This is a genomic window from Furfurilactobacillus milii, from assembly GCF_009863985.1.
GTDB lineage: Bacteria > Bacillota > Bacilli > Lactobacillales > Lactobacillaceae > Furfurilactobacillus > Furfurilactobacillus milii_A.
Map to the genome: position 1 here is coordinate 71296 of NZ_WEZT01000012.1, position 12101 is coordinate 83396.

Genomic DNA, 12101 nt, shown 5'->3' on the forward strand with positions numbered 1-12101 from the left:
GTTCATCTTAAAGCAAAACGTGGGGATAAACCAGAATGAAATGGTTTTTCCTCACGTTTCCCTCTAAATTCGAGCCGTTAATATCAGTTAATTACTTAACCTCAACGTTCTTGTAGTTGAAGTTAACACCAGCTGAATTGTAAATAATCCCCTTGACATAGCTCTTTTGAAGCATTGGACCCGAGCCAGAAGCAGTGCCCCAGTACAATGGCACAATCCCAACATCCTTTGTCAGAATCTTTTCAGCATTAACCAGATCTTCATAACGTTGTTGCTTGTTATTAGCATCCTTGTTAGCTGAATCCTTGATCAGAGTGTCATATTCTGAGTTCTTCCATTTACCATTATTTTGTGAGTTATCTGACGTGAACAAGGATGAGTATGTGTACGGATCGTTGTAGTCAGCGCCCCAAAGTGTGATAACCGCATCAAAATCACCATTAGAAGATTTCGTCAGACGGTTCTTAAATGGCACATTTTGAAGAGAGACCTTAACGCCAGGTAACTTTTCAAATTGTGATTGCAAGAACTCTGAGTTTTGTTTACTGTTTGACGTATCATCAGCAAGTAAGGTGAAGTTCAAGCTTGAAATACCGGCTTCCTTCTCCCCTTCCTTCAACAATTGCTTAGCTTTAGCTAAGTCATGATCAGTTGTATCAGCAACCTTTGAATCACTAGCAAAGTCAGCACCCGTCTTTGGGTTCTTGGTCAACTTCGTTGGAATTAAACCAGTAGCGGCTTTTGAACCATCTTCTAGAACGTTGTTAACCAATTGCTTACGATCCAGTGCTAAGGACAATGCTTGACGAATCTTTTGGTTCTTAAATGCAGGCACTTTCTCTTCGTTCAATTCCATGTAAGCGGAAGTTGAACCTTGATAATAAACGTAGTTCTTGTTGTTTTTGTAGTTTGCAACTTGTGAACCCTGTAATTGCGTTTGATCAATCTTACCGGAGTTGAATAAGTTAAGTGCAGTGTTACCTTCCTTAACCACTTGGAAGTTGATGGTGTTCGTCTTAACAGCACTCTTATCCCAGTAACTGTTGTTCTTAACCCACTTCCACTTGGTGTTAGTACCAGTCCAGCCTTCAACCTTGAAAGGTCCGTTATAAACTTGCTTGTTGGCTGACATTCCGTACTTAGAACCGTACTTGTCAACAACCTTCTGATCTTGTGGGAAGAAGATTGGGAAACCAAGCAATAACTTGAAGTAAGGAATTGGCTTTTCAAGTGTAACTTCCAATTTGTAGTCGCCGACTGCTTTAACACCAAGAGACTTTACATCAGCCTTCTTGTTTTGGATAGCATCTGCGTTCTTCACACCGTCAAATAAGTATGCGTATTGTGATGCCGTCTTTGGATCATTTGTGCGCCGCCATGAATAAACAAAATCTTTGGCAGTGACTTTATCACCGTTTGACCACTTTGTGTTCTTACGCAAGTTAAAGGTCCAGTGTAAACCATCTTTTGATTCAGTCGTCTTTGTTGCCAACGCATTTTGAATCTTAGAGTCTTTACCAATTCGGTAAATCCCTTCCTGTGTGTTTGACAAGGCTGTTAAAGATGAGTTATCCGTAACCTTTGATGTATCCAAACCTGGCATTTCCGCACTGGTTGCAAGATTCAGTACACCCTTGTGTGAAGAAGCACCACTTTTGTTGCCACACGCTGCCAATGTTAAGGCAGAAATGGCTGCGACAGCGCCAAGTGCTAATACTCTTCGCAACTTCATATCGCCAACTCCTTTGTTTTTTGTTACCCCGGTAACAATTTGTGACCTTCCGCAATAAAATATCTATTCGAAAAGTATGTGTCAAATGATAAATGAGAATTCAATGAATGTCAACGCAGCTTTTCCCATTTATTGCTTAGAATTTTTTAGCAAACAAAAAAGGTCGGCTTAAAGCCCACCTTGTTAGTGTTTGTTAACCATTATTACAATTATGTGTCGAATCATTTTAGTGGTCTAGTCTATTTAGTCGCTAATTGATTTTATACATTTATACAGAATATTCTCATTTTTATCACGATAACTTAAGCTGACCTTAGTGGGCCTGCCAAATAAAACGAATAACGGCAGATTTAACGCGTTGGTTCCATCGAATTATGCCGAGTGCTCAGCGTCACGACCATGGACGATGATTTGTTTAATATGATCATGACGCTCGTTTAAGGCGAACTTTAATGATGTCGTTGAAACTAGGGTTACCACACCATCTGAATCGCTACCATTATCCAAATCACCGGCAATCAGCAACATCGGTAAATGTTTTGGAAAGTTGTGGGCGCCAGCTACAATCTCTTGATATTCAGGATGCACAATTGCCGGCTGTCCCGTGCGCAAAAAGTAGTTTTCATGAATACGATCTTCACGAAATAAGGCGCTATCGTATGTCCCTGCCACTAATGCCAATCTCTTCAGTCGCAATGCCGGATGATGTTCATTAGCGATGACCAATGCAAGGCATCCACGTGAATGTCCAACGGCATTGTATTGTTGGATACCATAACGATCTTTTAACACTTGTAATAGCTCATTTAACCATTGTGCATCGGTCGTCCAATTAGCATGGTTATCACGAAATACAACTTGGATAATGGGTCGCTTAACCCCAATAGGCCAGTGTCCAATTAAAGTGGGCGCCATTCCGCCACCAACTTCTGCAACAAGAACACGCTGCGCACCAGCAGTTCGTTTTGCCTGATAAATTAATGGATCAAAGCTTTCCGGTCCACCATGAAAGCCATGCACCATCAAGGTTGGAATTGCCCGCTGAGAAGCGGGCTTTTTTGCTGCCATTAAGAGCAGGCTAAAGCAGGCCAAGAAGGCAACGCATAAAATTCTTAATCTTTTTATGGTAGTTCCCTCCCGACTGTTGTGACAACGATTTAACTCACTCACCCATTATCGCGTGTCTCACTTTTTTGTCAATTTAAGCTTGCTTTAAGAGCTCGTTGTTAAATTCAAACTCACACAAACCGGTTTGGTACCAAAAAACATTTCCAACCATAGAAACGGGGGTGACCCAGTGAAGCAACCACGAGTGTACTTGCACGAAGTTGATTTCATGCGTGTCTTTTTTATCTTCGGTGTCGTGCTCGTTCACACTATTTCACAATATGACGATCAATTTCAGGGTCGAAGTGGACTGTTCCTTAATGAAATTTACGGATCCTTACACTTTACCCGGCTAGGATTTATGTTCATGACTGGGATGGTGCTATTTCTTAATTACTATCACCGACCAATTCGCCTATGGTCTTTCTGGCGCAAACGCTACGTTGGTGTCGGCATACCTTACATCTTTTGGATCACCGTTTATTTACTGATTACGCTCTTCCAAGGCAACTTGTCCGCTGCCTCGTTCGGACCAACTTGGTTAACCACCGTGATTCATGGTAGTGACTTCTTTATGTACTATGTGTTGGTTACTTTTCAACTGTACTTAGTTTTCCCCGTCATTGTCTGGCTTCTCAAACGAACGGAGAAACATCACGGTCTAGTTCTGACCGTCAGTTTTCTTGTCCAACTGGCCGTAGCCTTCAGCATTAAGTATTGGCTACCACACGTTGATACCAGTCATTGGCCATTTTTACTCCGAAGCTACGGTAGTTTCCTCGGCACATACCAATTTTACTTTTTAGCTGGTGGATTACTCAGTATTCACTACAAGTCAGTAATTGCGTTTGTCAAACAGCATGAGCGGCCGATTCTAATCAGCACAGTAGTCTTCATCCCCATTATTTGGCTGTATTACTATCTCGACTACAACGTTTTCAGACTTAACATTTCCGCATCCAGCTTTATGCATCAACCGCTGATGGTCGTGTACAGTTCGCTGATTATTCTGTCTGTTCTGTTGCTGGGGTTACATTACGCAAACTACCAGCATCGACATCCTCACAGCCTGCCCGCTCGCTTTGTTGCCTTGGGTGCCAAACTGAGTTTTGGTATTTACTTAACTCAAACGCTAGCGCTCTGGTTCTGGCCATCAATTTTACCGATGATGCCTAACACTAAGACCTATTTCATCGCGTTACCAATCTACAATCTAATTATCTTTAGCACTGCGTTTATCATTAGTTATTTACTTTATAAATTACCGTGGACTGGCCGCCTTATCGGCCGACCACGACGACACACAAATTCCGGAAAGGCAGGTTTTGCCCATGAAAAACTCAATTTTCTCACTCAACGATTCAATTTCAAATCTTCTTCAGCAGAAACCGAACCACAACCTCGTCAAAGATCTCGGTGATGAACGCTGGTTGACTAGAGGTGAAGTCGACCAACTGGTTGAACAGCTAACCGTCTTAATGGCCCAATCAGGTGTAAAACAAGGTGACTTAATTTTGATCACGTTACCTAACTCCGTCGATTATGTCATTACCCTGCTTGCCTGCTTCCGTTTAAAGGCCATCGCCTACACGGCCAACCCGACAATGCCGACATCTGAATTGACAAAAACAATTCAGAAAAATCATTATGCTGCTGCATTCTTCGGCAATGAACACACAGGTAATCTACCTAGGATTGAAGCAGAAACGGGCACCTTTTTCTCCGACAACCCTTGCATTTTAGCGCCTCATAAAACAGTGTCGTTTTACCGTCTATCCGGCCAAAAACATCTTGCTAATGATCAGCTAGATACCTTTAATGAACGTACTGATGGCCAGTTAGCCTCGCTTCTATACACTTCTGGTACAACCGGCGCACCAAAGGCCGTCGCATTAACGGCGCCACAATTATTATCTGCTGCCAAGGATGTTGCACTTTCTCAACACTTATCCGATGAAGATCGCACATTGGTCATGCTGCCACTCTTTCATATTAATGCCCAGGTCATTTCGTTATTGGCCACCATCATTTCAGGCGGTCAACTCGTCATTACGCACAAGTTCAGCGCGCACAAGTTTTGGCAAACAATTAATGATGAACAAATCACTTGGGTGTCAGCCGCGCCGGCCATCATCGCAATATTATTAAGAAGTCCACAACCAGAAACAATTTTCAACAAATTGCGTTTTATCCGTTGTGCCTCTGCCCCACTACCGCCCAGCCAAGAACAATTATTTGAACACCTATTTAGTGTTCCAGTCATTCAAGGCTACGGTATGACCGAAGCAGCCAGCCAAATTACCGTTAATCCATTAACTGCGCCCCGCCAAGGTTCGGTCGGTCAGGTCACTAATTCAGAAATGAAAATTGTCGACGACCGACATCAACCTGTTTCAGACAATCAAATTGGTCAGGTGACTTTGCGCGGTTCACACATTATTCATCAATACGTCGACCCACAATATCAGGCAGAATTCATCAACGGTTGGTTTTTGACTGGTGATATGGGCTACGTTGACACCGATGGCTACCTCTTTCTAGTTGGTCGCAAACGTGAAATCATCAACCGTTCAGGTGATAAAATTAGTCCATTAGAAGTTGAAAATGCCATTTTAAGCCTTGGCTACATTAGGGATGTCGCGGTTGTTGGTCAGCCGGATGCCATTTATGGTGAACAGGTTGTAGCGGTTGTGGTCCTGCAACCTAATCTTATAGCTGGCGAAGTGCTAGCAAAGGACATTCAACAGCATGTTCAGCAACAGTTGTCACGCTTTAAAGTACCGTCAGAAATTATCTTTTGGCGAGACTTGCCAACTGGTGCTACTGGTAAGATTCAACGGACTAAGGTTAAAGCATTACTTGGAGGCTGATAAATGAAGAAAAAACATCATGCTTGGTTATGGTGGATCGTTTTGGCCCTATGGTTAGTCGTGGCAGGCGTGGGGTATATGGACACACGGACTGACGCCAAGACATCAAGCAGTACCAAAACCGTCCGCATTGGTTATCAAAAAGGTGACATCTTCGACATTGCTCACATCCAAGGTGGGTTTGCCAAACGGATGAAGCAAAAAGGTTATCACGTTGTTTGGAAAGAGTTCCAAACAGGTGCAGCGTTACTCACGGCACTTAACAGTGGCAAGCTCGATTATGGCCGTACTGGTAACACTCCGCCAATCACTTCACAGGCCAGTGGTAGCAAATTTGTGTACGTTGGTGCGGCTTCTTCTAGAGCCAATTCCAGTGGCCTTTTGGTCAGCAAAACGAGTTCCGCCAAAACGATTAAAGATTTAAAAGGCAAAAAGATTGCTTATTCCAAGGGTTCTAGTTCGCAATACTTATTGTTAAAGCTGTTAGCTAAGGCCGGAATGTCCGCCAACGATATTAAGTGGGTCGATCTGGATCCAGGTGCCGCAAGCACCGCCTTCAGCCAAGGAAAAGTTGACGCGTGGGTTGTGTGGGATCCTTATGTCGCTTCTGCACAAGTCACACAAAACGCGAAACTCATTGAATCCGCTTCTTCTGTAAACACAACAGATCGCGATTTCATTTTAGCTACCAGTACTTATGCCAAAAAGCATACCAAGACTTCCAGCACCTTACTTAGTGAATTGGAAACCTCGATGGAATGGGCAAACCGCCATCACACCATCTTGATTAAGGATTTATCCTCGGCCCTATCGTTAGACAAGAAAGTTGTTACAAAGATGGTTGACCGACGACGCTACAGCGTTTCGGGTATGACACAAGCCATCGTTAAGGAACAACAAGACATCGCTGATACGCTTGCAAAAGCACACGACATTTCTGGAGATATTGATGTTAGCAAGGCCGTGTTGACTACAAGCCAGTAATCTTTCCCCATCCAACCGTTTGTTTCTCTGAAAGGAGACTTTCTATGCAATTATCAACCACCCAGCTTAAACATCAAACAGCACTGCCATCCCGTCGCAGACATCACATTGGCCGCCAATTGATTCCGTGGCTGGTACCGCTGATGCTCCTCATCGTTTGGCAAATCACTGCGCAGGCTGGCGTTCTATCGGCCTCTGTGTTGCCTGCACCCACAACTGTTTTGCAGGATGGCATCGCACTAACTCAATCTGGTGAGCTGCCGCGTAATCTAGCGGTTAGCTTATTTCGAGCCACTGCTGGCTTTGCGATCGGCGCTATTGTCGGTTTCGTCCTTGCACTGCTGACTGGTCTATCCACCACTTGGCGTTTGGCACTAGACTCCTCTGTTCAAATGGTTCGCAACATCCCCCATTTATCCCTGATTCCGCTCGTTATTATCTGGTTTGGAATCGGTGAACCGGCAAAAATCACGCTAGTTGCTATTGGTGTCTTCTTTCCAGTTTATATCAACACCTTCCACGGTCTTGCCAGTGTCGACCCTGAACTACTGGAAATGGGGCACGTATACGGACTAACGCGCTGGCAGCAATTTCGTCAAATTATTTTCCCAAGTGCTTTGCCAACTATTCTCGTCGGTATTCGTTACGCACTTGGTGTGATGTGGACCACGTTAATCGTTGCTGAAACTGTCTCCACCAGTTCTGGCATCGGTTATATGTCCACCAATGCTCAAGATTTCTTGGATATGAAAACCATCCTGCTGTGCATCATCATTTATGCATTACTAGGTAAATTATCAGACACAATGGTTAAAGCCTTGGAACGCCAGCTACTTTCTTGGCAGAAAGGAAATGTCGCATGACACAAAATAATCCTTTATTACGACTGGAACACGTATCCAAAGAATATGGCGATCAAACTGTACTAAACGATGTTTCAACAACCATTGCATCAGGCGATTTTGTGGCCATGGTTGGAATGAGTGGTGGTGGAAAAAGCACCCTGCTTCGCTTAATTGCCGGTCTTGAATCGCCAACAAACGGTCAAGTCAGTCAACAAGATCGAATAGTAACAGAACTAAATACAGATAGCCGAACCATGTTTCAAGACGACCGTCTTTTACCATGGATGACCGTTCGTGACAACCTCACTTTTGGCAACCATACGCCGCAGTCGATTGAGCACGCAAACGAGCTCTTAGCCCGCGTCGATCTCAGCAGCTTTGCAGAGCGTTACCCGACGGACCTGTCAGGTGGTCAAAAGCAACGAGTAGCCTTAGCTCGAGCACTAATGTCGCATCCAAAACTACTGTTGTTAGACGAACCGCTGGGCGCGTTGGACGCTCTCACGCGTCGTAAAATGCAGGATCTGATTCTCGATATCTGGCGACAAGAACATCTAACTGTTATTTTAGTGACACACGATGTTACAGAGGCAGCCCGGATGGCGAACAAAGTGTTTGTAATCAAAAATCATCGGCTTGCATGGCAAGAACAAAATGCATTGAACTACCCACGTAACAACAGTCAAGCCGTGGCTGCAGTGGCAGATGATATTTTATCCCATGTTATTGCCTAATAGAAAAGACAAAAAAAGAAGTGGCACCGACCGCTTCTTTTTTTGTCCCTATCCAATTCAACGAACTTTTATTTCACGTACGCGTACTTGTAATTCCAGTTAATGCCAGCTGAATTGTAGATAATTCCCTTAACGTATGGACGTTGCAGGAATGGACCAGAGCCAGAAAACGAGCCTGTGTACAATGGCAAGACACCGTAATCCTTAACCAGCGTTTGATCAGCGGTTACTAAGTTCTTGAACCGTGCTTCCTTGTTCAACGCATTCTTACCGGCAGAATCTTTAACGTTCTGATCATAAGTGGCATTCTTCCACAAACCATCGTTGTAAGTCCCATCTGACGTGAACAGGGCAAATGTGTAAGGGTCACTGTAGTCAGCGCCCCAAAGCGTTACAACAGACTGGAAGTTGTGAGCAGCGGAACGCGTTAACCGTGTCTTATAAGGCACGTTTTGAACCGTCACCTTAACACCTGGTAACTTCTGGAATTCAGACTGCAAGAATTCAGCATTCTTCTTACCAGTGTCAGTGTCATCAGCCATCAACGTGAACTTCAAATCAGAAATCCCGGCTTCTTGTTCCCCTTGCTTGAGGAGTTGCTTAGCTTTAGTCAGGTTCTGTGTCAAAGCGCCCTTAACTGCGGCTTCTTTGGCAAAGTCCTCGCCAGTCTTTGGATCCTTGGCCAATTTGGCAGGTGTAAACGTTGTTGCAGGTTTGGAACCGTCCTGCAAAATGTTATTAGTCAATTGTGACCGGCTAACCGCGTATGATAATGCAGCCCGGATCTTTTGGTTCTTGAATGCTGGGACCTTTTCTTCATTCAATTCAAGATAAGCAGCTGATGAGCCAGGACGATAAATGTAATTCTTGTTGTTCTTATATTGGGCAACTTGGTCTCCGCTCAACTGAGTCAGGTCAGCCTTCTTAGAATTGTACATATTTAGTTGCGTACTGCTTTCCTTAACAACCTGGAAATTGATCTTGTTTAACTTAACGTTCTTTTTATCCCAGTATGTGTTGTTTTTGGCCCAGTCCCACTTTGCATTGGTTCCTTTGTATCCTTGAACCTTAAATGGTCCGTTGTAAACCTGGGTGGCAGAGGTTTGCCCATACTTCTTGCCATATTTATCAACGGCCTTTTTGTCTTGTGGGAAGAAGCTTGGGAAACCAAGTAACAGTTTAAAATATGGAATTGGTTTGGACAACGTAACGGATAGTTTGTACTTGCCGTCAGCCTTAATTCCTAATGCACTGGGCTTCATCTTGCCATTTTGAACAGCATCCGCGTTCTTCACGCCTTCAAACAGATACGCATATTGCGATCCTGTCTTTGGACTGTTTGTGCGTTGCCAGGAATAAACGAAATCTTGAGCAGTAACTGGATCCCCGTTTGACCACTTCGTTCCATGGCGCAAATCAAATGTCCAGTGAAGGCCATCTTTAGATTCAGTTGTTTTCGTTGCCAACTCATTTTGTGGCTTAGCGTCTTTACCAATTCGGTAAATTCCTGAAAATGTGTTCGATAACGCTGTCATTGAGACATCATCCGTCGCAATCGAAGGATCCAATGTCGGCATTTCGGCTGTTTCCATTAAGTTCAACTCGCCCTTATGTCCTGACGCACCCTTGTTACCACACGCAGCCAACGTTAATACTGATAACGTCGCTGTTGCACCCATTGCTAAAATTTTACGAACCTTCATTCAACCACACTCCTTGTGGAATTCACCTTATTATGGTGATGCATTCCAAGCTATGTACTTTTCGCGGCAACTTATGTTTTGAAAAGTTGTGATGATAATAGATTAAAATAAGATTAAAGTCAACGTGTTTTGCTAATTTTATTTTAATTATTTTAAAAACGGTATAAGTTACTTATGTATTGCATTAGTCCGTTCGTAGCAGATGTTTTAGCATGAAATATTTCGTGTATAGAACAATTGGTCTGAATTTTGTTAATTCCGTTGAAGGTTTGTCATGCTCACGGGCCCATTGATTTCAGATATTTTCCTCAAATCTAACTGGCCTTCAACATTCATTCCTAAAACGAATTGCCCTTCGCCTCTCGCAAACACCGAACCGGCCAGCGCAAGGCGCGAAATGGTATAATTAAATCATTACAAGTCTCGGCTTAGAAAAGAGGACACACATTTGGACGAAACTGCAATTGCACCAAAAGAAGTTATTATTGCCGGTCTCAACACCGGTGCTGGCAACTTTGAATATTCCATGGAAGAACTTGCCAACCTAGTTGCCGCCAATAATATGATTGTTAAGGAAGAAGTTCGTCAAAAACTTGAACGGCCGCATCCAGGCACTTACTTTGGTAAGGGAAAAATTACCGAACTGGCTGAAATTGTGGCCAGTGAAAACGTGAATACCATCGTGACAAACGACGAACTTACCGCTTCACAGATTCGTAACATCGAATCGGCTACTAAAGCGAGTGTGCTGGACAGAACTGCTTTGATTCTGGATATTTTTGCCAACCGTGCTCAGACACGGGAAGCTAAGCTACAGGTTCAAATTGCACAACTCCAGTATCAACTGCCACGATTGCATACCAGCGTTAACCAACGTTTGGACCAGCAAACTGGTGCCGGCGGTGGTGGCGGATTCACTAACCGTGGTGCTGGTGAAACACAACAAGAAATGGATCGCCGAACCATCAACAATCAGATCAAACATCTGAAGAGCGAGCTAACAGACATCACCAAAGCTGCCGACACCCAACGTACGCAACGGGAAAAGAATGGACTCCCAACTGTAGCATTAGTCGGTTATACCAACGCTGGTAAATCAACCACCATGAACGGTCTTGTCCGCAAATATGGTTTAAACGAAGACAAACAGGTATTTGAAAAGAACATGTTGTTTGCAACGCTTGATACCAGTGTTCGACAGATTAACCTGCCGGATCAAAAGCAGTTCTTACTTTCAGACACCGTTGGCTTTGTCAGCAAGCTGCCTCACGGATTAGTCGAAGCATTCCGTTCTACGCTGGCTGAAGCTGCTAACGCCGATTTGCTCATTCAGGTCGTGGATTATAGTGACCCGAACAGTGAGCAAATGATGGCTACGACTAATGAAGCCTTGAAGGCAATTGGTGTCACTGATATTCCAATGATTGTTGCGTTCAACAAAGCCGACAAAACGGAGGCCAAATATCCGTCACGCGAGGGTATGCAACTCGTTTACTCGGCTCGCGACGACGCTTCATTGGACGAATTGATTACGATGATTCGGGAACAAGTCTTTAAGAACTACCAGACAGTTACCCTGTTGATTCCGTTTGATCAAGGCAACATTTTAAACTTCTTGAATGAAAAGGCACATATTTTGGAAACCGAATATGTTGCCGAAGGTACTAAAATAACCGTCGAGCTGACGGATGAATCAGCGCAACGGTTTGAAAAGTATCGGGTAAACTAACCCAGTGTCATCATAATCATCATGTGTTTCAAATCGCTCGGATCATATTTCAAAATGTGCTCATAAATCGGGCGCAATAGATCGTCATCCCCGCTAACATTCAAAATTCGGTAAACAGACAGTGCATTCTCACACTGCTGTTTACCTTTTTCTTTTGCACCAGTGACGATGTCTAGCCAACCGTGCATAAAGAGGTTTTGAACCGCATACCGCACATCTGAGCTGTCTTTGTCGTGAACGAGTTTGTCCATTATCTTCAGTACTTCGCTTGCTTCGGCGTAATGTTGTTTTCCTGTCAGGTGAATTGTCAAACTAAGTGCAACGGTTTGTCAAAAAATACTTCATATGGGGTTTCATAGTTTAACACTTTGCGAGGACGTTGATTTAACTGCTTTTG

Annotated in this window: 10 protein-coding genes; 6 read left to right on the forward strand and 4 right to left on the reverse strand. The window is 43.8% G+C overall.

From position 1 onward, the window contains the following. Positions 1-91 precede the first annotated feature (91 nt). A complete protein-coding gene (locus GB992_RS06985) occupies positions 92-1732 on the reverse strand; it encodes a peptide ABC transporter substrate-binding protein (protein ID WP_161001788.1) in 1641 nt (546 codons plus the stop codon). A gap of 372 nt (positions 1733-2104) precedes the next feature. Continuing rightward, positions 2105-2800, reverse strand: a complete 696-nt coding sequence (locus tag GB992_RS06990; protein WP_161001789.1) for an alpha/beta hydrolase — start codon at positions 2798-2800, stop codon at positions 2105-2107. 229 nt (positions 2801-3029) lie between these two features. On the opposite strand from GB992_RS06990, the gene GB992_RS06995 reads away from it, so the two are divergent. Genes GB992_RS06995 through GB992_RS07015 form a run of 5 tightly spaced genes read left to right on the forward strand, consistent with a single transcriptional unit; the run spans position 3030 to position 8272 of the window. Continuing rightward, positions 3030-4259, forward strand: coding sequence for an acyltransferase family protein (locus GB992_RS06995; protein ID WP_161001790.1), 1230 nt, complete (start codon positions 3030-3032; stop codon positions 4257-4259). Beyond that, positions 4171-5709, forward strand: coding sequence for an AMP-binding protein (locus GB992_RS07000; RefSeq protein ID WP_161001791.1), 1539 nt, complete (start codon positions 4171-4173; stop codon positions 5707-5709). Before GB992_RS06995 ends, GB992_RS07000 begins: the two co-directional genes overlap by 89 nt. Positions 5710-5712: 3 nt before the next feature. Continuing rightward, positions 5713-6693, forward strand: coding sequence for an aliphatic sulfonate ABC transporter substrate-binding protein (locus GB992_RS07005; protein ID WP_161001792.1), 981 nt, complete (start codon positions 5713-5715; stop codon positions 6691-6693). 44 nt (positions 6694-6737) lie between these two features. Beyond that, on the forward strand, positions 6738-7556 hold the full coding sequence (locus GB992_RS07010) for an ABC transporter permease subunit (RefSeq protein WP_161001793.1): 819 nt from the start codon (positions 6738-6740) through the stop codon (positions 7554-7556). Further along, on the forward strand, positions 7553-8272 hold the full coding sequence (locus GB992_RS07015) for an ABC transporter ATP-binding protein (protein WP_161001794.1): 720 nt from the start codon (positions 7553-7555) through the stop codon (positions 8270-8272). The genes GB992_RS07010 and GB992_RS07015 overlap by 4 nt, the downstream gene beginning before the upstream one ends. Before the next feature lie 68 nt (positions 8273-8340). On the opposite strand, the gene GB992_RS07020 is transcribed toward GB992_RS07015, so the two are convergent. After that, positions 8341-9975, reverse strand: a complete 1635-nt coding sequence (locus GB992_RS07020; protein WP_161001795.1) for a peptide ABC transporter substrate-binding protein — start codon at positions 9973-9975, stop codon at positions 8341-8343. Between the two features lie 448 nt (positions 9976-10423). Here GB992_RS07020 and hflX point away from each other — a divergent pair, with 448 nt between their 5' ends. Beyond that, entirely contained in the window at positions 10424-11704 is a 1281-nt protein-coding gene (gene hflX, locus GB992_RS07025) for a GTPase HflX (RefSeq protein ID WP_161001796.1), read from the forward strand. Here hflX and GB992_RS07030 read toward each other — a convergent pair. Beyond that, positions 11701-11955: a hypothetical protein gene (locus GB992_RS07030; protein WP_161001797.1), complete on the reverse strand. Its 255-nt coding sequence runs from the start codon at positions 11953-11955 to the stop codon at positions 11701-11703. The two genes, hflX and GB992_RS07030, sit on opposite strands and share 4 nt — an antisense overlap. Positions 11956-12101: the final 146 nt, after the last annotated feature.

What these genes read in the sequence shown, in the direction of transcription:
- GB992_RS06990 (WP_161001789.1), bottom strand. Translation starts at nt 2,800, where the DNA reads ATGGCAGCAAAAAAGCCCGCTTCTCAGCGGGCAATTCCAACCTTGATG.
- GB992_RS06985 (WP_161001788.1), bottom strand. Translation starts at nt 1,732, where the DNA reads ATGAAGTTGCGAAGAGTATTAGCACTTGGCGCTGTCGCAGCCATTTCT.
- GB992_RS07015 (WP_161001794.1), top strand. Translation starts at nt 7,553, where the DNA reads ATGACACAAAATAATCCTTTATTACGACTGGAACACGTATCCAAAGAA.
- GB992_RS07010 (WP_161001793.1), top strand. Translation starts at nt 6,738, where the DNA reads ATGCAATTATCAACCACCCAGCTTAAACATCAAACAGCACTGCCATCC.
- GB992_RS07030 (WP_161001797.1), bottom strand. Translation starts at nt 11,955, where the DNA reads ATGGACAAACTCGTTCACGACAAAGACAGCTCAGATGTGCGGTATGCG.
- GB992_RS07020 (WP_161001795.1), bottom strand. Translation starts at nt 9,975, where the DNA reads ATGAAGGTTCGTAAAATTTTAGCAATGGGTGCAACAGCGACGTTATCA.
- GB992_RS07000 (WP_161001791.1), top strand. Translation starts at nt 4,171, where the DNA reads ATGAAAAACTCAATTTTCTCACTCAACGATTCAATTTCAAATCTTCTT.
- GB992_RS07005 (WP_161001792.1), top strand. Translation starts at nt 5,713, where the DNA reads ATGAAGAAAAAACATCATGCTTGGTTATGGTGGATCGTTTTGGCCCTA.